Origin of the sequence: Colwellia psychrerythraea, assembly GCF_000764185.1 — a bacterium.
GTDB lineage: Bacteria > Pseudomonadota > Gammaproteobacteria > Enterobacterales > Alteromonadaceae > Colwellia > Colwellia psychrerythraea_B.
Genome location: NZ_JQEC01000054.1, coordinates 18,993 through 42,691, shown reverse-complemented (window position 1 = coordinate 42,691; position 23,699 = coordinate 18,993). Strand labels below are relative to the sequence as shown.

The window sequence follows — 23,699 nt, the reverse complement described above, 5'->3', positions numbered from 1 at the left end:
TTACAAAATAGCGGTATACCAAACCTATTAGATATTATGTAAGTGAATAACCCATGAATTTTACGCTTAAACCTCTTGCTGTCGCTGTTAACCTAGTTGTATTGGGTAGTAGTGTCTTGGCCTTTCCTACATTAGCCGATGATATCCAAGGTGCTGTTAAGGATTATCAAAACAATAAAGATATTGAAATAATTACCATCTCAAACCAGCGTCATAATATGTTAAATGATAATCAAAGTTATGCGCAAGGAAAAACCACCGAAGCTGACTTGGCCAACTGGTTAGCATCAGTACCTGGCGCGAATATTAATAGTAATGGACCCATTACCGGCATAGCTCAATATCGCGGTTTATTTGGCGACCGTGTTGCTACCTCACTTGATGGTCACCCTATTGTTGGTGCGGGTCCTAATGCAATGGATACACCCTTAAGTTATTCAACGCCACTCATTGTTGACTCTATGACTGTTTATCGAGGTATTGCGCCCGTATCGGCAGGTATGAATACTTTAGGTGGCGCTATTGATATTAAAATGCGCAAAGCAGAGGTTATGAATTCTAAAGCAACGCAAGTAAGCGGTGATTTACAAGCGGGTTATCGCAGTAATAATAGTGCCAGCACATTTTCAGGTGTTACTAACATAGCTAAAGGTGATGTTGCTGTACTGCTTTATGGTAATACTCAGGCGGGTGATGACATGGAGAGTGGTGATGGTACAGTGATATCTCCCACAGAGTTTGATAAAACTCAAGCGGGTTTTGATGTCAGGTACTCTGTTGAAAGTAATACCGTTGGTTTAAGTTATCATTATACTAAAACCACAGATTCAGGCACGCCAGCGCTACCAATGGATATTGAATATATCGAAAGTCAGCGTATTAATATAGATGGAAATTTCCAATTGGCGCAGTGGCAAGGTGAATGGTCATTAGGTTATTTAGATGCAGATCATGGAATGACTAATTTTGAAATGCGTGTCCATGAGCCGATGAAACAGCGTCGTAATACTGCTCTTGCAGATACCACTGATTTCAAATTTATTTTAAGTCGAGAATTGAGCTTTGGGGACTTCTCTTTAGGTGAAATAGCGTTTGGTATTGACGGCTACCTTGCTAGCCATGACTCAGTTATTACCAATCCTAGTGATAACATGTTTGAGGTGGTTAACTTCAATAATGTCCAAGATGATCGTTTTGGTATCTTTACTGAGTGGCAAAATCAATATGGACAAACTGATGTGCAATTTGGTGTCAGACTTAAACATGCGATATCGAATGCTGATGAAGTAAATACCTCTATGGCAAACATGCCAATGAGTGGTATGGCTCATAATATGGAAAATATGAACTCAGCTATGGATTCTACCATGGGCAGTATGAATGATATGGGAAGCAGCATGCCAATGGCAAGCATGGGAGAGTTAGCCAGTGATTTGGAGAATGACTTTAATAACGCTGACCGACAAATTTCTGATACCAATGTAGATATAGCCTTAAGTACACAAACTCAGTTGAGTGAAGGGTTATCGCTTTATATTGGCGCTGGCGTGAAAAGCCGTGCACCTTCATATCAAGAGCGTTATTTATGGACCCCAATGGAGTCAACAGGTGGTTTAGCTGATGGCCATACTTATATTGGCGATATTAACCTTAAGTCTGAAACAGCCTATCAAGGTGATCTGGGATTAACATGGCAAAGTAGCGACTTCGTGATTGCACCGCATATCTTTTATCAAAATATTGATAATTATATCCAAGGTACGCCACTGGAAGAGGAATACTCTTCAGCTAAAATGATGGCGTCTATGATGTCAGGCGATGAAAATCCGCTTAAATTTAGTAATGTTGATGCTAAGTTATATGGTGCTGACGTTAACTGGTATTACAATATAAGCGACAACTTTCAATTATCAGGTATTGCTAGTTATGTTAAAGGTGAACGCCGTGATAGTGATGATAACTTATACCGTATAGCGCCACTCAATGGCCAAGTAAGTTTTAGTTACCATGATGAGAATATCATTACTAATTTAACCCTAGCTGCGGTAGCTGCACAAGATGATGTTTCATTAACTAATACTGAACAAGCTACTGCAGGTTACGGTTTAGTCAATGTTGATGTTGAGTATTTTGTTACTACAGGCTTTACCATTCGTGGCGGTGTCGATAATTTATTTAATCGAGAGTACCAAAACCATCTCGGCGGCTATAATCGTGTCAAAGACGTTGGTACGCCAGTAATGACTCGCTTACCTAGCGAAGGGATAAGCGCATGGATTGAAGCAACTTATTCTTTTTAACCCTTCTTAAAAGTGGTGTTAACAGACACTGCTTCTTATCTGTCCACGTGTGTTTCGTCGGCAATGTATTTCCTACTCAGAATCATTAATGGCGGAATACACTCTTCAAATACCTATCAATAAAAGCCAATAACCGCCAGTGTAATAGCGCTTGTTTTAATTGACTATTCTTATTTTTATCTTTTTTAACATCCCACTCAATATTTTGATTTAAATAAGTATTATGTCATTGTTATTTACGTTTGTGCGACAATATGACACACCTGAAATCGAATTTAAGCTGTTAACATAATAATTATCTAATAACACAAAATAACATTTTATCTATGAAGCTTAAAATTTTTCCACTAACTTTGTTTACGCTTATTATCGCTAATTCTTGTTACTCCTTAGCAAGTGAAACATTACCTGATGGCTCTGCAAAAAGTGATGTTGAACGGATGACTATAACGGCAACACGTAAAGAAGCCCTTGATACTGACTTAGCCATGTCAGTTCATGGCGTTAGTAAAGAAGAGCTACAAATGGATAATGGGCAACATGTTGCTGAATCATTAAACAGTATTTCAGGGGTGTTAATCGATCAACTTTCAGGTGGACAGGGGCACAAGACCTCAATAAGAATGCCGATGAATACCAGTGGTTACTATTTATTCCTTCAAGATAATGTGCCACTGCAGTCGGCAGCTTTTTTCAACCACAATGCGTTATGGTGGTCTAGTTTTAACTCTAATGTTGGTAGAATGGAGGTCTTAAAAGGCGCAGGTACTGCGCTATACGGCTCAGGCGCTGTTGCAGCAACAGTAAACATATTGACAGAGCCAGTGGCAAAACAAACAGAAACCGCTATGGAAGTTATGTTTGGTGCGGAGCAATACGGTAAGGTACAAATTAGTCATAGCAATAAATTATCTGCTAAGCAAGGGCTTAGGACATCAGCATCTTATGTCACCAATGATGGCTGGCGAGATCATACTGGCTCACAGCGAGCAGAGATAAATTTACGGCATGAATATGAAATCTCAGCTAATGAGCGGTTAGTTACTGCTTTTGTTGCTTCAGATCTTGAACAAGAAATGGCCGCGAGTTTAAATGATGAGCAGATTGAAAATGATAGGACTAACTCAGGCTTATCAGATGAGGTTTTAGCTAGTGATCCACTGCGTAAAACACAGTACTTTCGTCTTTCTAGCCAGTGGGATCAAATAAATACCGATAGCTACTATTCACTTATTCCGTACTTTCGCCATCGTACTAATGACTATACCGCGACATGGAATAAAAACATGCCTAGAGTACAGTCAACCGTCAACACGCTAGGTCTATTAGCAATGAGCAATTTTGTTCACGCAGAAGATCATGAAACGACGGTGGGTATTGATTTTGAATATACCGAAGGTGACCAACTCTCTTATCAACCATTAGACTTCACTACGACGGGCTGGGGCGCAGATACCTATATTGCAGGGGAAAAGTTCTATGATGACACGACTAGTTACACGAGTGTTTCACCTTACCTTCAACATAAACGGCCACTTAGCGAAAATATCGACTTAACTGTTGGTTTTCGTTATGACTATGCACAATATGAATTTACCAACCACTTAGGTATATATGGTGATATCGGCCACGGTAAAATTAGCGTAGCTGATCGAGAAGATGATTTTTCGCACCTCAGCCCTAAAGCGAGTATAAATTATCACTTATCTGAAAATACCAGTACGTACTTTAGGTATGCCAATAGCTTTAGGTTACCAACCGCAGGTAGTCTGTATCACTTAACGACTAAAGACAGTAATGTTGCAAAACCTGTTGATCCAGAAACATCAGATACTTATGAAGTTGGCTATAAAGGCAATTTTGAAAAAATAACTTTTGATGCTGCATTGTATTTTATGGATGTTGATGACGGTATAGTGCATGCCTACAATGAACAAGGACAACGCTATTTAACCAATGCTTCTAGAGTGCTTCATAAAGGTATAGAGCTCTCTACTTTATGGCTTATTAATGAAGAGATAAACCTCAGTGTTGCTTACAGTAAAAGTAAACACGAATTCGATAAACATGAAGAATACTCAGGTAATGAAATGCGTATGGCACCTGACTATATTGCCAATGTTCGTCTACGCTACTTACCGACCTATCTTGAAGGATTTTCAAGCCAAATAGAGCTTCAATCAATTGGTGAATACTGGATGGATGATGCCAACAGTGTCGACCCTGAAACCGGTTTAGAGCGCACTTATAATGGTTATAATGTTGTGAACGTTAAAGCACGTTATCAATTTAATCAACAAGTGTCGTTTCATGCACGTATTCTCAACTTAACAGACAAGGTTTATGCCCAAGAAGGTGAATACCGTTACGGCAGAAATTCTTGGTCGCCTGGCGCACCTAGAACAGCATACATTGGTATGAACTATCAATGGTAGTTTTAGGCTTAACAATGTATTTAAGGGAGCATAAAAATGATATTAGTTAAAAAGAATGCACTGTTAAGCTATGTTGCTGTGTGTATGGTGCTGGCTGTTATTCCTGAAGCATTTTCTGGCCATCACCAGCATCAACCCAAAGCCAAAACAGTGGGCGAAATTAATCAAATTGATTGTCAGCAAGTCGATATTCGTTGTGCTAAAACGGTCACGTCGGCTTTTTCACCTAAGGGGGATTTATGGCGTTTATGGAGTCAACAGCAAGCACTATATTATCAACGTTCAACAGATAACGGCGCTAACTTCACAGCGGCTAAAAGAATTGCTATTCCAGATGAAAAAATTTCAGCTCGTAATGAAAATCGTCCTAAAATTGCTTTTGATAAGGCGCAAGGGGTTTATTTATCATGGGCGATGCCACGTGAGCGAAAATACACCGCTGATATACGCTTTAGCTATTCTAAAGATGATGGTAAGACCTTTTCATTACCAGTGACGATCAATGATGATGACTTATTAACAGGGCATAGCTTTAACGAAATGCTGGTTGATGAGCAAGGCAATGTGAATATTGTTTGGTTAGATGGGCGCTTAAAGCTCGCTAAACAGTCAAAAAAAAGCGCAGCGCAAGGCTCTGCTATCTTTATGGCGACGGCTAATATGAAAAAGGGGGGCTTGACACTTAACCCCGAAGACAACAATCAAGAGACTTTTGTTAATAAAGAAGTTGTTAACGGTACGTGTGTTTGCTGCCGGTTAGCTATTGATGTAAACAGCAAAGGTAACTTAGCTATTCTATGGCGGCACATATATGGCGACAATATTCGTGAGTTCGCTATTACTACGGTAAATGAGCAACAACAAGCTTACCAAGTGAGTTATGATCACTGGCAGATTAATGGCTGTCCTCATCAAGGTGGTGCATTATCAATCGATGATACTAACCGCTATCATCTCGTTTGGTTTAATCAGGGGGATAAAGGTAAAGGTATTTTTTATGCTCACTCTGATGATGCAGGTAAAACGTTAACAACTCCGCTAAATATCGGCGAACAAGCAGCACAAGCTGCGCATGCTCACATGAGTGAATATAACGGTATTGTAGATATCGTTTGGACACAGTTTACCGGCACCGAGCATCAATTATGGCATCAGCGTTCATCGGACAATGGCCAAACATTTACGCCTGCTATTGTCATTGCTACGGCAAAAAAAGGTGCGGATAGACCCTTTATATTAACTCATAAAAATAAAAGTTATGTCTCGTGGTTGCGATTTGGGCAAGGGCATTGGTTAAGTCAATTATGAAGAAGCTAGTATGAACAAAGCTATTATAAAAAAAGTGGTCGCCCTTTATCTTGGGTTAGCCATAATGATGCTTTTTAGCAACAAAGTCAGGGCTGAGCAGGAAACCTCTGATAAGAAAATAATACATCAGCAGGTATTTAACCAGCAAGTCTTTGAGCAGCTGAAACAAAAGTACCAAGGTAGCCGATGGCTAATGCTACTTTGGTCTGTTGATTGTCCACCTTGCATGAAAGAGCTGGCGTTAGTGAAAAAGTTGCAGCAGCAAAAGCAAGATCTTGCTGTTGTGATAGTTAATGTTGACAGTGATGAGGAAAGTGAGCAGCAAAGACAAGCAATCATCAAGCATTTTGAATTAACACAACTTACCCATTTATATTTTCGAGATGGTTTTGAAGATCATAGCCGCTATTTAATTGATCCTCAGTGGTATGGCGAATTACCTCGTAGTTATTTTATTGATGAGGCCGGCACCTTTCATGGCAAAAGCGGTTTAGTCACTAAAGCATTGCTCGATAAATGGTTACTGAGCAGCCGTGCTTAATGTTATTCTTGTGGTTATCTGGGCTGCCATTATTGCGATTTAATATTTGATTAATCACAAAGTAGCGATACATCAAGGCAAAATTATTTAGCTGTAATTCATTGAATAAAACGCTCGTGAGAAGGAACTTGTTATGACTCTCTTTACTTATCAACAGGCCGAACAATACTTATTAGCTAAGCCGGAAGCAAAGTTGGATTACCCTTTTGGCGACGACATTAAAGTATTTAAGGTTAAAGAAAAAATGTTCGCCACTTTAGCACTTGGAAAAATGGGCAAGGGTGACGGCGATAACCAAGACTGGTGGATGAATTTAAAGTGTGACCCGGATGAAGCGGTAATGTTAAGAGATATTTTTGCTGCAGTAATTCCTGGTTACCATATGAATAAAAGGTTATGGAATACAATTATTCTTGATGGCTCAATCCCTCAAGGTGAAATAGAGCGCATGATAGATAACTCATTCAAATTAGTTGTTAGTAAAATGACCAAGAAAGAACAGCAGTCAATCTTGGTTTATATGTAGATTTGATTCAAGTGATGGAACAAGTTACAAGGGGGTTATATCTTAGTTATGTTAACCAGAGCTTGTTGACTATATCTGCGTTTAGAGCCATTATTTAAACTCGTTTGATAGGATTTTTTAGCAGCATCAATATTTCCTGTCAGGGTATACATGTCTCCTAATAATTCTCGTATCGGTAAGACAGGCCCTGGAGTCACAGGACTTTTATCTACAGAGTCTTCGATACGAGCCGCTTCTTTTAGTAATGCTAAAGCTTGCTGTTTTTCTCCTTGGGCAAAATATATCCAAGCTTCAACGGCTTTTCGTTGTGCATCTACTAGTACAGCCCAGTAATTTGGACTTATAATTTGTGTTTTAATGTAAAGCTTTTTAAGTATTTCTAAATTTTCTTTTGCACTTTTTAGGTTATTACTCCTAGCAGAGCCAATTCCACGAGCGAAATATGTGATGGCTTCAACTTGGGGGAATTTTTCCCAACTTATGTAACTAGGAACCCTCATTTTAAGTTGACTAGCTTGTAGCCAGTCTTTCTGTTCAAGGTGTATTCTTGCGGGCATAGTGGAAAGAGCATACGCAGCAGGGAATGTGTTCTGTATAGGATGATGAGTTTCGATTTCTTGCAATGTTTGTTGCGCTTTTTGTTTTTTTCCTAATTGTAATAATCCGTAGACTTTGTAATCTAGAGCATGAACATAATGCATGGAAGTTGAACCCTTAGTCGGGTATTTTAATGCTACGGTTGCAGAGCGAGAGTTCCAATTAATAGTATCTTGCCACTCTCCTAACCTGACAAAAATATGTGTTGGCATATGTAGAGCGTGGGGAACATCCGGTGCTATTTGGCTATAGTCTCTTGCTAATTTTAATCCTAATTGGGCATGTTTGGGGTTATCGTATGCATGTATACTGTAATGAATGGCTCCTGGATGTAAAGGTTGTTTATCTATAATTGTAGATAGAATATCTCCAACCTCTTTATTGGTCGAAAAGGTTTTATCTTTTTTGGATGCGATAACGAGTTGAGATAACCCGTAAAAAGCAGTGGCGTCTATATCGTTAGGGTAATTTTGGTATAGCTTAGTGTGCGCATTAGCCCATGAGTTAATGCGGGTCTTTTCGGGAATTGTTTTCCAATTGATATAGTACTTTTCTGCTGTAGTTATATAAGCTTTTTCACGTTGTGTTTTATGAATGTTTTGAGCTGTTGTTAAGGCTTGTTGACCTTTAATTAAAGCGTCTTTAGTGATTTTATCTGGCCATAGTGGGTGGAATAGCGACATTGAATAACCCCAATACAACATAGCGCACTCAGGTTGTTGTGCTATCCAATTCTGAAAAAGCTGCTCTGCTTGGGCATACATCATATGATGCAAAAGCCCTACACCAGTATTAAACGCTTTTTGTGTCTCAGTTTTACATGAAATTTCAAAGTTTACTTCTCCTAAGTTACCTAAATCTTGTAATACAATATCCTCATTTTTATGGCCATCATGACTATAGAGTAAACTGCTGACAAATAATAAAGCGAAAGCTGCTATTGAAAAGAAAGAGTTACCATGTAGTTTCATAGTCATAATCTTTGGAGGAGTCTTTGTTCTAAAATATAGGTTAGTAATCAGTATTGAGCAAACAGGGTTAGTTTTCCTATTGATACTTGCTAAAATAGTAGCGCTACTGTTGGTATGGTTAAGCGTTTGTGGATTACAGTTATTCTTGATGGCTCAATTCCTCAAGGTGAGATTGAGCGCATGATGGATAATTCTTATAGACTGGTGGTCAGTAAAATGGCTAAGAAAGATTAGCAGTCGATTCTTTTACATATAAAAACATAGTTTCTATATACTTCACAGAAGAGCTATTAGCTAATGAGAATGAAGTGACTTGATAGCATTAAAGAATTGTTTAATGCTATCACATCACAATTAAGTAAAGTCGATGGCATGACAATAGTGTTTTCGTAATTGCCGATATTACTCCAACGTTATTGTCTCGGTTATTCATAATCACTAGCTTAATTACCAAACAGACATGGTTGATTAGATTGAATGGTTTCCGATGCTAATTGCTTTAAAAGTTGTTGGGTTGATTCTTCTACCTCTATTTCTTTAATAAAGGGCAACAAATCTGCAGCTTCACCGGTGATCACCTCATAAAAAACAAAGGCAGTAAGTAATTTTCCTAAAAAAGCTGCATGGTTACCATCACTACTATGTAAAACGAGTTGTGGCTCTATAGTGATAACTTTGTCCCAAGCTAAGCCAACTGGCGCAACGCATGATCTTTGTATATTGGCAATACTAGTATGGATTCGATGAACTCGTCCCCCTTCCGTTGTGTTACCTTCTTGTGGATGTTCAGGAAAAAGGATAGGAGTTATTTTGTACCTCTTCGCCTTATCTATCCACATTTGTGCGGCAGTTGTTGGATAAATAATGCTTCCTGATTGCGAATATTTTTGACCTTGTAAAATAACATGTGTCCAAGGATTATTTTCGAGTAAATCTGTCCTTTTTTGCGTAATATTGTCTAGAAACCCCCCTCCCGCATTAATAATTTTTATTTTGGCATAGGGTTTTCCTGTACTTATAAGGGTTTCTATTAAACTACTCAACTTTGATGTATGACTATTTCCAAATATCAAAACTTCATAATTATTCGAAAAACGATTATCCGGTATTGCTAAATTGTTGGAATGTATTTTTTCTATTATGTCCGGTTGGTCTATTAAGTCCACTTGACTAGGTGTTGGATCACTTGTTTCTACTGAATCACTCGAGCAGGCAGATAAAGTAAGTAATATAATTATTAGGGAGCAGGTTGAACGCATAATTCCTCCTTGTTAGGAATGATAATCGGTTTTTATTTTTGTTAATTTGAGTTACTTTTTTAGGCGTACCAGGAGCACCATGAAGAAAAATCGCGATGCCTTCAAGTATATCCTTCGGTTTATAAACAACTACTCCTTGATTGTTTAAAGTCATACAACTTGTATCATCAGCAAGCCCCTGTCCTGCGAATTTTGTACTTTTTAGGGATTTTTACGTGTTTTTTTTCATAATATCACCTTTATTTCATTGAAGCTTTATTGTGTCAATTTATTGATTTAATACAATAAAGAGATAACAATGGTTTAGTAATGATTTAATAATGGAATGATAATTTATTGATGACATTGTGGGATTTTAAATGCGCTTTGCATTTGCCGATATAATAGTTGACTGCGACCAAGTAAAGTTAACTAAACATGCAAAACATATGGAGTGTGAACCTCGGATTTTCGAACTGTTAGTCTATTTTTTCAAACATCGCAAGAAGCTATTTCGAGAGAGAAATTTAGGTCGAAGACCCAATACCTGTAACATTTCCTATCAACACGATTTTTTTGCGTGCGAAAAAGTGGAATCCAATACTAGTAATATTTGGCAATTTCAACTTCCACTGTGAAAAAATTAACAATGCTTAATCAACTTTACCTGTTGTGTCAATTGCCTTATTTATTGTATCTTTCTTCTAAATGAGAGTTAGGTTGATAGTTCTAATTCGAACTTATTAATTATCGATGCTCGCGTTCGTGTTTAATAGCAGTGTTAACGATTACATGATTAAGCGTTTGTGGAACACTGTCATTTTAGATAGCTCAACCCCCAAAGGTGAAATTGAACGTATGATGGATAATTCTTATCTGTTAGTGGTCAGTAAAGTGACTAAGAAAGATCTGCAGTCGATAATTATTCACCTTTAGTGATGAAGTTTTTAAGTGGACTAAGCATAAGTTACGCCACTGTTACCCCTAACATCAGCTTCAAGGCTTTAAAAGTTAAACCAGTCAAAACAGCAGCTTATTTCTTTTTAATGAGGCCGTACACAATGAAACTCTTAATGACTTTTTTACTGTTACTAACTTGTCTTAGCTGTAGCGATGAGGCAGAGTTTTACTCGGTTGAAAGTTTCAATGACCAATTTACCAATGGCTTATTTATTTCAAAATTAAGGAATCATAATATTCCATATCAATACGACTACCTGATGGGTGAGGATTATGTTTTAGTGCACTTTAGTTTTAAAAAGAGCTTAATTCAACTGCGTAAAGACAGTTTAAAAGAAGCCAAGTCACTTTCACTAATAAACCTGGATAATGTGTGTAGTCAACAAAATTTATCTCAAAAATTCAACGAATCTAATGTCTTTCATATGACCTTGAATAAACGAGGTATCCCTATGATTAGAATAACGAATAAGGATCATAGTAGTAAAAATGTATCCGCTATTTTAAGTGCATATGATTGGCGCTGTGATTAATGCCACTCTTATGGTTTAGACTCCAACTTACTTTTAGATATTCAATAGTTAATACCTGCTAATGGTATCTATAAATTTCTGGATTGAGAATAAATCACCTTATTCAAATGAGGTTGATTGTTGTCTATGAATAAACGACTGTGGAATACCATCATTATTGATGGCTCAACCCCCAAAGGTGAAATTGAGCGTTTGATCGATAATTCGTATATGTTGGTGGTTAGTAAAATGAGCAAGAAAGATCGGCAATCGATAACTCTACATATTTAGTAATAAGATTGATTAGGCACGAAGGATATAAGTCGCACATAGTGCTTTAAAATATTAACCTTTTGGTTAATGAAAAGAGCCTGTAACAAAATCTGTTACAGGCTCAAAGGAAATAAGTGCAAAATTTATTTTTTCAATGTCTGAGCTATATAATCATCAATAAAGCGTTCCAAAATATTAAGAGGAACTGCACCATTTTTTAATACCACATCATGAAAATCACGTAGATCAAATTTATCACCTAATGCGGTTTTTGCTTTCTCGCGTAATTCTAATATTTTCATCATGCCTACTTTATACGATGTAGCTTGACCAGGCATTACTATGTAACGTTCAATTTCAGAAACAACGTCCGACTGTGCCATACCTGTATTCACTTTCATGTAATCAATAGCTTGCTCACGGGTCCATTTTTTATAATGAATCCCTGTATCAACAACTAAGCGCACAGCCCTGAACAGCTCGGCTTGCAAGCGGCCAATATTATCAAAGGGGTCGTCTTGAAAGCCCATTTCCCATGCAAGATATTCACTATACAGCGCCCAACCTTCTACATATGCTGTAAATGGTGAAAACATTCTAAACAGTGGTAAACCTTCTAACTCCATTGCTACAGCAATTTGAAAATGATGGCCAGGAATACCTTCATGGTAAGCTAACGTTCTCATTGAGTACTTAGGTGTCGCTTTTATATCGTATAGATTCGCAAAAAATCTTCCAGGGCGGCTGCCATCTATAGCGGGTTGTTGGTAATAAGCACCAGGCGCGGTTTTTTCTTTAAATTCTGGAATTCTAACAACTTCCATCCCTGCTTCTGGACGAATTCTAAATGCAGAATCTAAACCAGCATCAATTTCATCAAGAATTTTTTGATAATCAACGAGAATTTTCGCTCGGCCAGCATCACTGTCTTCATAATAAAAGCTCTCTTGTGCTGCTAATTTCTCTATCGCGTCACTAAAGCCTTGCGAAACGTCATAGCTTTGCTCTGCAAGAATGGTCATTATCTCTGTTTGAATACGATTCACTTCTTTGATCCCTAAATCGTGAATGTATTGTGGTGTGTAATCAGTAGTAGTAAAGAATTTTAACGAGTTTTCGTAAGCCTCTTCACCGTTAGGTAAACGCCAAAAGCCATCATCGGTTGTTGCTTTTGATTGCAAATTGGTAAAATAATTAATCAGTAATTTGTAGGCAGGATGCACATATTCAGCAATATTAACTTTCGCTTTGGCTAATAAGTCTGCTTGCTCTGCATTATCAATATTACCACTGTCTGTCATTTTTTTTGCCAGTGACGTATATAGAATATTTTCTTTTATTGGTTTATCTACCAATGTGTTCATTTCTTCAAGCACACGTTCAATAACAAACAACGGTGGTATAATGCCCTTTGCTTCTCTTAGCTTTATTCCTTCAAGTTCTTGCGTGAATTTAATTTTTATTAATTCTAAACGAGATAAGTAGTTTTCTACATCATCAGTGCTATTGATTTGGTGTTGAGCTTCCATAAAGCTAGGATAGCCATTTTGAATACCAAATAATTGGTTTACAGGGTAATTATGATAACGAAACTGTTCAGAATTTTTGGCAAAATCTAATAAATATAATGCTATTTCTTTAGATAAAAGATCTTCTTTACTTAAGTTGTCGTTTTCATAATAACTAAGGGTTTTATGCACTTCTTTTAATTTGATAAATAGCTCATCTGCTTTAGCAAGGCTTGCATCATCCAGTTTAGCGTTATGCCCAGTGATACCTAATGATTCTAAAAAGCCTAAAGAAGTTAATGTTTCAGGGCTTTCAAATGCCATCTTCAACACTTCTCGATCGACAAAAGATCGAAACCTCAGAGGCTTATCTGCATTCCATTCGTAAGCGGCGAAACTGCCGCCAATAACAATCGCGGTGAGCAATAAAAACCCAAGCCATTTAAATGTTTTTTTAATCATAGTTCCCTCTGTTCTTCAGATTATTAAACTATTAAAATCAGATGTTTAATAGTAATTATGTATTGTAATCGAATTGAAGTTAACAAACTTATAACATCAAGTAAAAGAAAATGAGAAATTAACAAAAGCAGACATACTTCTTTTATTAAAAGGGAAAGCAGATATTTAATATTCACTCATCATTTTTATTGTCTATTTATGGAAACCCGAAGCGGTAGTAATTCGACTAATTGATTTACTCTGATTAGTGATAATACTCAGAGGTCAATGTGTTAGTGATGAGCAGCATTGTAAAAATTGGTAGCGCTAATGTTTACACGATTTAAAAGCATTAGGTATTGGTGTGTTTTTATGGCACCAGTACCTACTGGTGAAGTACTAAGACTTATAAATAATTCCTTCATGCTTATTTTGAATAAAGAAGCTAGTGGTAAGTAATATGACTAAAAAGAGCATCTCCGTGTAATTATTTTTATTTGATTAATAGCTTTTATGATATGTATTAGAAAGATACAGCGTAATTTTTACTAATCTTAAACTATTTACCACCGCTTTAGTGGCTAAGGTAAATACCTTTTTAGTTCCTAAACGTTTTGTGCTTCTGTCGCGTTTTATTTGCTAGATTTATTGTTAAACAGCATTCAACATCTCTGGAGTAAGGGCATGTTAGCTGGCTCAATTCCTCAAGCTGAAATTGAGCGCATTATCGATAATTCGTTTAGTTTTGTGGTCAGTAAAATAGTCAATTAAGCTCAGTAGTCAATTATCATTCATATGTAGTCGGTGTACCTATACTTTTAAAGTTGTGTAAATTGGTAGCGACTGTTTTACATAACTTTACTTATGCTTTACCCAAACTTACTTTTTTTAGTACAAACTAAGTTAATAACATTAAAGCTGTGTTGTATTATATATAATCATTTATTACGAGGTTAGGGTCGTTATGTTTAAAGTATTACGCTATTTTTTCATCACTATTACATTCATTAGCCTTGTAAGTTGTGGGGCAGATTCTACAGGAGAAGCTGATAGCTTAATTGATATTCCGCTAGATACGCCGATCGAAGCTCCGGTAGAAACACCGATAGAGGAGTCTAGCGAAAATGATGAAGCACAAGTACAAGCTAATATCTTGTTTATAATCTCGGATGATCAAGGTTTAGACGCCTCTGCTCAATATGCGTTGAGTGAAAATATGCCAAAAACTCCAACGCTGAATATGCTTGCGCAGCAAGGAATTACTTTCGAGAATATGTGGGTTACACCAGCATGTTCAACAACACGTAGTACGATTATTACTGGAAAATACGGTGTTAATAATGGCGTTGAGTCATTGCCTGGAAACCTATCCTCAGAGCATGAAATATTACAACAGTATTTAAAGGGTAATGCCGCTTCAGACAACTATCAGTCGGCAGTATTTGGTAAATGGCATATTGGTGGAACTAGTGAGACACACCCCAATGATGTTGGTGTTGATTATTATGCCGGTAATATAGGCAATTTGTCTGACTACTACAATTGGTCACTTACCGTTAATGGTGTGGTAGAAAATTCTACAGAATATCACTCCACTAAAATTACTAACTTAGCGCTTGATTGGTTGAGTGAACAAACAACACCTTGGTTTGTATGGCTAGCTTACTCTGCTCCACACTCACCTTTTCACTTGCCGCCAGCAGCTCTACACAGCCGAGATTTATCAGGTACGTCGAGTGATATAACTGACAATAAGCGGGATTACTATTTATCGGCAATTGAAGCAATGGACGCTGAAATAGGTCGATTGTTAGATTCTTTAGATGAAGAAACTCGCAACAATACCATTGTCATTTTTATTGGTGATAACGGTACACCAAGTAGTGTTATCGATACATCGACTTATAGTAAAACACATGCCAAAGGTAGTTTATATCAAGGGGGTATTGCTACGCCCTTTATTGTATCAGGCCAAGGTGTAACACGAATTAATGAAAGAGAAAGTGCTTTAATCACTGCAACTGACTTATATGCAACGATAGCTGAAATTGCAGGAGTGTCAGCAACTAAAGTACATGATAGCCAGAGTTTTAAATCTCTATTTACTGGTGGGAGCGTTGGGGGAAGAGAATATAGCTACACAGCTTATAAGTCAGATGAGGTCAGTGGCTGGGCAACACGATCAAAAGACTATAAGCTGATTGAGTTTGAAGATGGCAGTCAAGAGCTGTATTTACTATCAGGTAACTCATCAGATGATTTATTGGATATGTTTTCAGAAACCAATAACCTACTGCCAACTAATGATGTTGAGTTATTAGCACAAGTCACTAACTTAACTGCTGTTTCAGCCCTTATATATGGCGACGAAACCGTAAGCAGTATTGATATAACCAACACTACGCTTACCAATAAAAGTAATAACTGTGTTGATTATATTGAGAAATTTACCTCAACGGTGAATGATATAAATATAGGCACTGTGTTTCAGGGCGATCTTGTTATTTCACAAGTAGGTAATAAGTGTGTCTTTAACACCAATGCCATCCCTAATCACGATTTTAATGATGGCGGCAATGCATTTCCAAATGATGTCAGTGAACAAAATGATCAGTTTGAAATTACTATCTCCCCAACTAAAGCAAGCCAAGTTACCCCACTGTCATTGCAAGTAGACAATGCAATATTACTCAATGGTGTTAAGGTCGACCTGTTAGCTGCAGGTTGTTATGGTGTGGGTAATGGTAAAATTGGCTGTAATGATATAAACGAGCCTTGGCGATACGATCCAATGCATAGCGCCAATGGTTTTGCCGTTGACTCTCATAATGCTCACGCTCAACCAGATGGTACTTACCACTATCATGGCTCACCTATCGCCTTATTCGAAAACAATGATCAGCAAGACTCGCCGGTTATAGGCTTTGCTGCGGATGGATTCCCTATCTATGGGACTTATTTTGATGATCAAGGTGAAGTTCGTTCAGTCAGATCCAGCTATCGTTTGAAATCAGGTGATAGACCAACAGGAGCCGGTGACCCAGGGGGAAGTTATGATGGATCATTTAGAGACGATTATGAATATATTGAAGGTTTGGGCGATTTAGATGAATGTAATGGCATGACACTAAATGGTGGTTATGCTTACTACGTTACGGTTAGCTATCCTTATGTACTATCCTGTTTTTCGGGTACACCAGATAGCAGCTTTACTAAATAATCTTGCAGCAGGATCATCGATAATGATAAAAAATTCTACTGCAAAAGGCAGTCACTAAAAAATTTCAATAACCAATTCTGGTAGGTGTATTTTCTAAGCCGTTTGTTTTGTTGATTTGAGCCTGCTAACTTTTGCCCAAATAAAATGTACCACAAAATAAACTATCGCTGATGCAAGCCCGATCAGCGCAGCAAATATTGTTGGCAATACCGCGCCAAACACAAAGCTCATACTCAGAATAAAACCCAGTAAAAACTCTGCTCTATAAACTCTGAAAAATAGTGCAAAAAACAATATGCCAGGAAACAATACCGATGAAACTTCTGCATATCCATATAGGAAAGTTAACGAGAGTATTACGCCATAGATGAGTGAAATAACCAAGCTGATAACCACTTGCTTAATAAGTAATGGCCTACTTGCTTCAGGTGAGTTTATAATGCGTTTTTTAATCAAGCCAAGTAGAGCCCATGACAAAACGGGCAATAATAAAGCTCCCCACCAATTCGATAGTTCAGGGAATTCAGGGTTTTGTAGTAGGTAATGACTTGGCACACCTTCGTTAAGGTATTGCCAAATGAGCAATGACCAAATAATTAATGTGACAAAACCGACAAAATACTTACTGATCAGTGTTAGTTGTTTTTCGTTCATAGCTGTATCTTCTTTTTAATGGGTTAGATTTACTTTGTTATAGCAAATAGTATTCCAATCAAAGCGAAACACTGTTTATAAGGGCTATGAAAGGTTTTTATAGAAGTTAGCGTTTGTACTTAACCAATAAATGATTAAATTAACCATTTATTGTAGGGAGAGACAGGAACAGCATAGTGCCTCTAGTGAGTAAATTATATTCGCTCCAACCCTTTATCTTGAGGTTATTTTAGTCAATTGACCGTTAAGGGCAAATTGAAAAATAGCGAATTCGGCTTGAACTTTATTTTTATTGTAATTGATTGATAAATTAGTGTTTTTTAGTCGATGGATAAATGTTTTTTTATTTGTTTTACTCACAGCCACAAAGGTAGCTCTTTCTAGTAAATTATACCTAGTAGTGATAGAGCTTTTTGAGTTGTTGTTAAGGTACTTAGCTATTACCTCTTCTTCACTGGGATTATTAAAGTAATTCTTTCTAGCGTAATACTCTTGTTCTTTAGCAGTCAAAGCGGGAATATTACTAATAATCAGATTAATATATTGCTTAGATTGTGTTGCAAGCAACGCTTGCCAAACACTACGTAGTGATTCGTTATATCTAAACGTTGAGTAATAGCGATGACTATCGCTTAAGTCGTAATGAAACCTTTTTATTGGCTCTTCTTTTTTAGCTCTAAATAAATGAGTGATTGAGCGCTCACCTTCAATAACTTCAAGCACAGAGAGATAAGAAATATGGTAACCACTAAAACCTGCATACATCAACATACAGCCAGTGATCACCATAAAAAATAGCCATGACATCCTTGTTTTAGACATAATCTTCCCTAACTAACCTAATAACTTTAATATATCGTAATTAGGCGCAAAGTTTAAGGGGGAAATTAATAAGAATTCACTCTTCTAAAAAGGAGGAATCAGTAATTAATTAAGCTCAAGTAACTAAGCTCAGATTACTAAGTTTAGAATCATTTAGCTTTTAATAGTTTTTCGGTCTATGTCGAATAACAGCACAGGCTATTTTATCCCAAGCTAAGCTATTATAACTTGCCACCATGTCGTGTTTTACTTCTTTCCATAATGGCATTACGTCCTTATCTAGTTTAAATACTGCAATATAATCGTGTTCTACTACAATAAATTGATTTTTATAGGGTAATAACCATTTTGATGTCGAGCTTTTGAGTAAGGTCTTTTCGGCTAAGGAGTACTCGGCAAACCATTCATTAATAAAACCACCACAGCTCTTAGGGTAAAAGTAGCTCCCCATATTTACTGTCGTCGATGAAGGTTTTGTACCTGACAAAATCTGCTGAGCTTCATGCCAATCCTTAAAGCCTAATTCAATTGCGACCAAGCCTAAGCAGTGCTTTAATTTTAATTCAGAAGGTGACGATACTGCGACTTTCTTTAGGGGCAATCTCATCATCTGCATTAAGTTTATGTCAGCTCTAAGTGCCTTTAGTAATTTTTTTGCCTGCGTTTTTATTTCATTTATTGCCAGATCCATAATGCTCTCCTTATTTCAATTCAATACTGGCGTGAAAAAATAGACTATTAGCGAATGAAAAATCACAACTAGCGATGAGAGTGGTGGCTGGAAATAAACTATAAAGCTGAATAACGGTTAAAAAACAGAAAAGCAAAACCAGTTTACTAAGTAAAGGCTGAGGGGCATTTTGCATTTTAGGTTTGGGTAGATAATACTTGCGTGAAGTCACAATTCAATTCCTCTAAGTATCTATGGCATTCCGCAAAGCCTACTTAGTTCATATTGAACTGATTAATCGTTGATATCAGAGTGAATTCATCTTGGGCGGAAAAGGCGTCTCTGCAACCTGTACAAGATTTTAGACGCATTCATTTTTTAAGTCAACGGATAAGGGCTAGTACATTTTCAAATATCATAAAACTAAAACTAAAACTAAAACTAAAAAAAAAGCAGCCATTTTGGCTGCTTTTGGATTTATTCAATGTAAAAATATTTACTTTAGGTGTAACTCATTTTATCCAGCGTTATTTTATGAGATATAATTACCTCCACTGTTAACTATGTTTTTTACGCATATTGGCGACTATACCAAATAAGGCCAAACTCATGAGTAAAATGGTTGAAGGCTCTGGTACTTGGGTAATTGTCATATGCACATTAAAGGTATTCGCTTTATTCTCTTCAGTAGTAACACCAATACAATCATCATCAGCACCTGCAACTCTATCACAAACTACTTCATCCAATTGTGCCAAAGTATCAACAGAAAGGCCTATGTTGTATGTATATGCACCTAAGCTAAATTGTTGATTAAAACTATTAGTGAACGGGTTGTATTCAATTCCTTCAATAATACCGTTTTCATCAATGTCGGTACCAAAAGCATCAACAACAAATATGTCATTTTCACACAGTGGTAATGTTGTACCTTCTTCAGGATCTCCTGAATAGATACAACCACTGCCATTATTTGGTGTCTCCTTAAATACTATATCGAAAAGTAAAGGTGGAATCGCACCACTTAAGGCTATATCAGCGGGAGCAAGAAATAGTTTTGTACTAAGTGTGGCGGAAGTTAAGGTTGACCCTGTGATAATGAAGTTGTTATGAGTTAACGAGGACGTTATTGTAGAGGCGCCGTTAGCTAAGTCTTCTCCAGTAACATGGCCAGCAGAGCCACTAGAAACATCAAGTGAACTACCAAAGGTTCCCACAGGGGTACCCCATGTCAATATCGTAGGATCAAGCCAATGGTGGTTGTCGGTGGAACCAATAACATCAGGGCCACCAGGAATAAAACTAGTAAAAGCACTATCAACTTCCCAATCCCATAGGGTTATCGGGGTAGCGTTACTCGTAAAAGTAAAACCTAGAGTTGATAATGTTAAAGCAATTATGACTTTTTTAAGTGTGTTCATTATTTACTCCTTGTCAGTATAAAATTAAAGTACACCTTAAAGTAGTAATAAGTGACAATTGCAACTTAGGCCGTTAAGTAGGTCACTAATCGATACACTCCTTGTTTGATTTTCACTTATAAAAGCTGCATAGAGCGCGCCATAGTCGCTATGTGGTTAAATAATGGTCATTTTGTGTTTTTAAATGTTAGAGTTTTTACTCAGAGTGTAAAAAATCCCGACAGTACTTTTGTACAATTTATTCTTGCTAGAAAGTATTCTATCAAGTTTTGATAAAATCTAGCTTCCGCTGGTAATGATTTTAGTGCTAATACCACTACTAACTACTGCCGCATTACTTGGTAGTTCTTCATTACCGCTGAGTAAGTAAATGACTTGTTGGCCTTGCTGGGCAAGCTCTAGAGCATGTTGATAGTTTAATAAAATAGTTGAACTTATGCTCTGAGGATACTTTTGTGCATCACGGCGAACATATTCAATAAGCTCAATATTTACCGCTTCATCATAAAAAACCGCGTCAGCAAACTGTAAAGCGCGATGAGCGTTCAGCGTTAAGTTATCAGGATTACCTTCAAGGGTTTGAATAAAAACGATTTCACCCTTTGGCGGTGCTATTTGCTCTTTCAAACTTGCAATTAATTGTTGCTCAGCTTGTTGTTGTTTACCATCAAGTAAGTTTTGACCTATTGAACCGCGCAAAGTGCTTTCCCAAAAAGTACGGCGATTGCGTATACCTTTAATACGGGCTTTTACATGATCACGAAATTTTAATGAGAAATCAGCCAAGCGGCCATAGCCTTGCGGTAAAATTTTCTCTATCTGTTCGCGTAACATACGAATGAGAATAGGGGCGCTACCAGAGCTGGAAAGGGCAATAATCATTGGCGAACGATCAATAATAGCCGGCGTGATATAAGTACACAGGGCAGGTTGATCAACCACATTAGCAAGAATTTTAGACTCTACTGCTTCATAATAAACTTGCTCATTTACTGCTGCATCATCGGTGGCAGCAATCACTAAGGTGGTTTTAGTTAATAAATCTGCTTTATAATTATGCTGTAACCAAGTTAAGTTATTTTCGTTAATTAATCGTTCAACGCCTTCGGTAACACTGGCAGCCATTATGGTAATGGTTGTGGTAGTTTTTAATAGTAATTCAATTTTGCGGGCGGCTACATCGCCACCACCAATCACCATGGCATTGATTTTACTACCATCAAGAAAAACGGGAAAATACTTCATCGACAAGCCAACTCTACTTATTCATCTTTATATGTTCAGATTAACATAGCAGAAAAGATAAAACCTTAACCTGCATTAAGTTGATGCTTTCATTGTTTATAACTAACCTGAACTCTGGATAATGAGTGCTTGATGTTTAATTAAAAACAACAGCTTACGATTATTGAAAATAAAATTTACCGGATTAAATAGCGATATACTCTATCAATGTTTCAATTTATTCGATTATTAAGGCAAAACGTTTATGAATAACGGGTTATTTATCGACGTTTTAACGCTGAGAATTGGATAAAGAGGAATATTGAGCAAATGCTGCTTATCCAGAGTTCAGGTTAACTAGGCAATAGCTCTTCATTAGTTCAGTAAAACTTAGATCATGTTTCGGCTATAATTCGCTTGAGAATCGCTTGATATGAGTTTTGATTCACTGACCGCCAAGCCATTTGCATCACCATAAATAGTCCAACCCGGAATAAAGTCAAGACCTGCAAAACTAACTACCATGTTAATATCACCCACTCCTAACTTTTCTGTTTTTATCGGGTTACAACCAAGGGCTTTTACCGCAATCGCTAAAGTAGCAATAGTACCAGCATCACGAATGCAGCCATTTATAACTACCGCCTGCCAATTGTGCTTAACCGCATTTTCAGCTATCAAATCACCTAATAGGGCGCGGTTCATACTGCCTTTACCATCAACTACCAGCACTTTGTTTGTACCATCAGTAGCTAATAGTTCTTTCACCTTTGAATTATCTTCAAAACAAGACACTGTGACTATCTCACCATAAAAAATAGTATTCTTGCCGTAATCAGTAAAAGCTGGATCAGCGAGGTCAAGTTGCTCAGGGTATTGATCAAATAAGTCTGGCAGTAAATCCAGCATGGAATTTCCTTTTTATAGTTATTTATGCCTACTCTAGCAGTAATGAATGATAAACTAGCATCAAGCTTATTTATGGCTACTATTTACCAATTACATCGACCTTTTTTACTAACTATAAGGGCGACGGTAACCAGTAGCAGCACACACAAAATACCAGTAGAGAATATCAGATGCCTTGGATACAACTTAGATTAAGTGCTAACGAAGATAACGCAGAAAAATATAGTGATTGGCTTTCAGCCTGTGGCTCACAAGCGGTTACTTTTGTCGATGCACAAGACACCCCAATATATGAGCCATTACCCGGCGATGAAGTCATCTACTGGTCGAATACTGTTGTCATGGGCTTATTTGAAGCAAGCCATGATATGGATAAGGTTATTAGTTACTTGCAAGGTATTCATCCTGATAAAGAGAAAATGCAATACAAGCTAGAGCAGTTAGAAGACAAAGACTGGGAACGTGAATGGATGGACAACTTCCACCCAATGAAATTTGGTGAACGCCTTTGGGTATGCCCAAGTTGGCTTGATGTGCCAGAGCCAGACGCTGTAAATGTTATGTTAGACCCTGGGCTTGCCTTTGGTACCGGTACTCACCCAACAACTGCATTATGTTTAACTTGGTTAGACGGCCTAGACTTGCAAGGTAAAACCGTGGTTGATTTTGGTTGTGGCTCAGGCATTTTATCACTAGCGGCGCTTAAGTTAGGCGCAAAGAAAGTTATAGGCATTGATATCGACCCGCAAGCACTACAAGCAAGTCTTGCTAATGCCGAGCGTAATAATGTCTCCGATAGATTGGAATTATACCTACCTAAAGATCAGCCTAAATTTAAAGCGGATGTAGTTGTAGCAAACATTTTAGCAGGACCATTACGCGAGTTAGCACCTACTATCATCGAATATGTTGGTGATAAAGGTCTATTAGCTTTGTCTGGTGTATTAGAAGAGCAAGCACAAACCCTACAAGAAATTTATGGACAGTGGTGTGATATGGAACCAGTGAGTGTACAAGAAGAATGGGTACGCTTGAATGGACAACGTAAATAAGCTTTAGTTAAGTAGAGTCACGCTCGAACAAAAATAATCAGTAACAGCCCTGAAGTCACAATATGTCATTCCTGAAAATAGGACCTTTAAGTGTCATCCCCTAAGTTTCTAATCGGG

Annotated in this window: 18 protein-coding genes and 1 pseudogene; 10 read left to right on the top strand and 9 right to left on the bottom strand. The window is 37.4% G+C overall.

Annotation, left to right across the window (positions count from 1 at the left end; translation table 11 throughout):
- Positions 1-53: 53 nt before the first annotated feature.
- From GAB14E_RS04635 to GAB14E_RS04650, 5 genes are all read left to right on the top strand, one after another.
- On the top strand, positions 54-2,300 hold the full coding sequence (locus GAB14E_RS04635) for a TonB-dependent receptor (protein WP_052093965.1): 2,247 nt from the start codon (positions 54-56) through the stop codon (positions 2,298-2,300).
- 326 nt (positions 2,301-2,626) lie between these two features.
- Entirely contained in the window at positions 2,627-4,735 is a 2,109-nt protein-coding gene (locus GAB14E_RS04640; RefSeq protein WP_033083769.1) for a TonB-dependent receptor, read from the top strand.
- A gap of 36 nt (positions 4,736-4,771) precedes the next feature.
- Entirely contained in the window at positions 4,772-6,043 is a 1,272-nt protein-coding gene (locus tag GAB14E_RS04645) for a sialidase family protein (protein ID WP_033083768.1), read from the top strand.
- A gap of 10 nt (positions 6,044-6,053) precedes the next feature.
- Complete coding sequence (locus tag GAB14E_RS24275; RefSeq protein ID WP_052093963.1) at positions 6,054-6,584, top strand: TlpA family protein disulfide reductase; 531 nt, start codon at positions 6,054-6,056, stop codon at positions 6,582-6,584.
- A 133-nt stretch (positions 6,585-6,717) separates the two neighbouring features.
- Positions 6,718-7,110: an MmcQ/YjbR family DNA-binding protein gene (locus tag GAB14E_RS04650; RefSeq protein ID WP_033083767.1), complete on the top strand. Its 393-nt coding sequence runs from the start codon at positions 6,718-6,720 to the stop codon at positions 7,108-7,110.
- 35 nt (positions 7,111-7,145) lie between these two features.
- Here the strand turns inward: GAB14E_RS04650 and GAB14E_RS04655 are convergent, their stop codons facing one another.
- Positions 7,146-8,678, bottom strand: a complete 1,533-nt coding sequence (locus GAB14E_RS04655) for a tetratricopeptide repeat protein (protein ID WP_052093960.1) — start codon at positions 8,676-8,678, stop codon at positions 7,146-7,148.
- 443 nt (positions 8,679-9,121) lie between these two features.
- Positions 9,122-9,937, bottom strand: coding sequence for a hypothetical protein (locus GAB14E_RS04660; RefSeq protein WP_033083766.1), 816 nt, complete (start codon positions 9,935-9,937; stop codon positions 9,122-9,124).
- 744 nt (positions 9,938-10,681) lie between these two features.
- Here GAB14E_RS04660 and GAB14E_RS0123340 point away from each other — a divergent pair.
- The 3 genes and pseudogenes from GAB14E_RS0123340 to GAB14E_RS25145 form a co-directional block, all read left to right on the top strand.
- On the top strand, positions 10,682-10,852 hold the full coding sequence (locus tag GAB14E_RS0123340; RefSeq protein WP_156115776.1) for an MmcQ/YjbR family DNA-binding protein: 171 nt from the start codon (positions 10,682-10,684) through the stop codon (positions 10,850-10,852).
- A 137-nt stretch (positions 10,853-10,989) separates the two neighbouring features.
- Positions 10,990-11,409, top strand: coding sequence for a hypothetical protein (locus GAB14E_RS0123335; protein WP_156115775.1), 420 nt, complete (start codon positions 10,990-10,992; stop codon positions 11,407-11,409).
- A 126-nt stretch (positions 11,410-11,535) separates the two neighbouring features.
- Positions 11,536-11,679: pseudogene (locus tag GAB14E_RS25145) on the top strand (MmcQ/YjbR family DNA-binding protein); the annotation flags it as partial.
- Between the two features lie 125 nt (positions 11,680-11,804).
- Here GAB14E_RS25145 and GAB14E_RS04670 read toward each other — a convergent pair.
- Positions 11,805-13,631: a DUF885 domain-containing protein gene (locus GAB14E_RS04670; protein ID WP_081967880.1), complete on the bottom strand. Its 1,827-nt coding sequence runs from the start codon at positions 13,629-13,631 to the stop codon at positions 11,805-11,807.
- Positions 13,632-14,574: 943 nt separating this feature from the next.
- On the opposite strand from GAB14E_RS04670, the gene GAB14E_RS04675 reads away from it, so the two are divergent.
- Complete coding sequence (locus GAB14E_RS04675) at positions 14,575-16,830, top strand: YHYH protein (protein WP_081967879.1); 2,256 nt, start codon at positions 14,575-14,577, stop codon at positions 16,828-16,830.
- Positions 16,831-16,923: 93 nt separating this feature from the next.
- On the opposite strand, the gene GAB14E_RS04680 is transcribed toward GAB14E_RS04675, so the two are convergent.
- The 6 genes from GAB14E_RS04680 to GAB14E_RS04705 form a co-directional block, all read right to left on the bottom strand.
- Positions 16,924-17,484, bottom strand: a complete 561-nt coding sequence (locus GAB14E_RS04680) for a hypothetical protein (protein WP_033083762.1) — start codon at positions 17,482-17,484, stop codon at positions 16,924-16,926.
- 213 nt (positions 17,485-17,697) lie between these two features.
- Entirely contained in the window at positions 17,698-18,306 is a 609-nt protein-coding gene (locus GAB14E_RS04685; RefSeq protein WP_033083761.1) for a hypothetical protein, read from the bottom strand.
- Positions 18,307-18,466: 160 nt separating this feature from the next.
- Positions 18,467-18,997 (bottom strand): hypothetical protein, encoded by a 531-nt coding sequence (locus GAB14E_RS04690; protein ID WP_033083760.1) that lies wholly within the window; start codon positions 18,995-18,997, stop codon positions 18,467-18,469.
- Positions 18,998-19,533: 536 nt separating this feature from the next.
- Positions 19,534-20,397, bottom strand: coding sequence for a THxN family PEP-CTERM protein (locus GAB14E_RS04695; RefSeq protein ID WP_033083758.1), 864 nt, complete (start codon positions 20,395-20,397; stop codon positions 19,534-19,536).
- Positions 20,398-20,676: 279 nt separating this feature from the next.
- Positions 20,677-21,642 (bottom strand): NAD(P)-dependent oxidoreductase, encoded by a 966-nt coding sequence (locus GAB14E_RS04700; RefSeq protein WP_052093958.1) that lies wholly within the window; start codon positions 21,640-21,642, stop codon positions 20,677-20,679.
- A gap of 369 nt (positions 21,643-22,011) precedes the next feature.
- Positions 22,012-22,530, bottom strand: coding sequence for a putative 4-hydroxy-4-methyl-2-oxoglutarate aldolase (locus GAB14E_RS04705; protein WP_052093956.1), 519 nt, complete (start codon positions 22,528-22,530; stop codon positions 22,012-22,014).
- Between the two features lie 170 nt (positions 22,531-22,700).
- Between GAB14E_RS04705 and prmA the strand changes: the two genes are divergently transcribed.
- Positions 22,701-23,582: a 50S ribosomal protein L11 methyltransferase gene (gene prmA / locus GAB14E_RS04710; protein WP_033083757.1), complete on the top strand. Its 882-nt coding sequence runs from the start codon at positions 22,701-22,703 to the stop codon at positions 23,580-23,582.
- Positions 23,583-23,699: the final 117 nt, after the last annotated feature.

Bases quoted from the DNA above. Each gene is read 5' to 3' on its own strand.
- GAB14E_RS04635 (WP_052093965.1), top strand. From the start codon at position 54: ATGAATTTTACGCTTAAACCTCTTGCTGTCGCTGTTAACCTAGTTGTA.
- GAB14E_RS04640 (WP_033083769.1), top strand. From the start codon at position 2,627: ATGAAGCTTAAAATTTTTCCACTAACTTTGTTTACGCTTATTATCGCT.
- GAB14E_RS04645 (WP_033083768.1), top strand. From the start codon at position 4,772: ATGATATTAGTTAAAAAGAATGCACTGTTAAGCTATGTTGCTGTGTGT.
- GAB14E_RS24275 (WP_052093963.1), top strand. From the start codon at position 6,054: ATGAACAAAGCTATTATAAAAAAAGTGGTCGCCCTTTATCTTGGGTTA.
- GAB14E_RS04650 (WP_033083767.1), top strand. From the start codon at position 6,718: ATGACTCTCTTTACTTATCAACAGGCCGAACAATACTTATTAGCTAAG.
- GAB14E_RS04655 (WP_052093960.1), bottom strand. From the start codon at position 8,678: ATGAAACTACATGGTAACTCTTTCTTTTCAATAGCAGCTTTCGCTTTA.
- GAB14E_RS04660 (WP_033083766.1), bottom strand. From the start codon at position 9,937: ATGCGTTCAACCTGCTCCCTAATAATTATATTACTTACTTTATCTGCC.
- GAB14E_RS0123335 (WP_156115775.1), top strand. From the start codon at position 10,990: ATGACTTTTTTACTGTTACTAACTTGTCTTAGCTGTAGCGATGAGGCA.
- GAB14E_RS04670 (WP_081967880.1), bottom strand. From the start codon at position 13,631: ATGATTAAAAAAACATTTAAATGGCTTGGGTTTTTATTGCTCACCGCG.
- GAB14E_RS04675 (WP_081967879.1), top strand. From the start codon at position 14,575: ATGTTTAAAGTATTACGCTATTTTTTCATCACTATTACATTCATTAGC.
- GAB14E_RS04680 (WP_033083762.1), bottom strand. From the start codon at position 17,484: ATGAACGAAAAACAACTAACACTGATCAGTAAGTATTTTGTCGGTTTT.
- GAB14E_RS04685 (WP_033083761.1), bottom strand. From the start codon at position 18,306: ATGTCTAAAACAAGGATGTCATGGCTATTTTTTATGGTGATCACTGGC.
- GAB14E_RS04690 (WP_033083760.1), bottom strand. From the start codon at position 18,997: ATGGATCTGGCAATAAATGAAATAAAAACGCAGGCAAAAAAATTACTA.
- GAB14E_RS04695 (WP_033083758.1), bottom strand. From the start codon at position 20,397: ATGAACACACTTAAAAAAGTCATAATTGCTTTAACATTATCAACTCTA.
- GAB14E_RS04700 (WP_052093958.1), bottom strand. From the start codon at position 21,642: ATGAAGTATTTTCCCGTTTTTCTTGATGGTAGTAAAATCAATGCCATG.
- GAB14E_RS04705 (WP_052093956.1), bottom strand. From the start codon at position 22,530: ATGCTGGATTTACTGCCAGACTTATTTGATCAATACCCTGAGCAACTT.
- prmA (WP_033083757.1), top strand. From the start codon at position 22,701: ATGCCTTGGATACAACTTAGATTAAGTGCTAACGAAGATAACGCAGAA.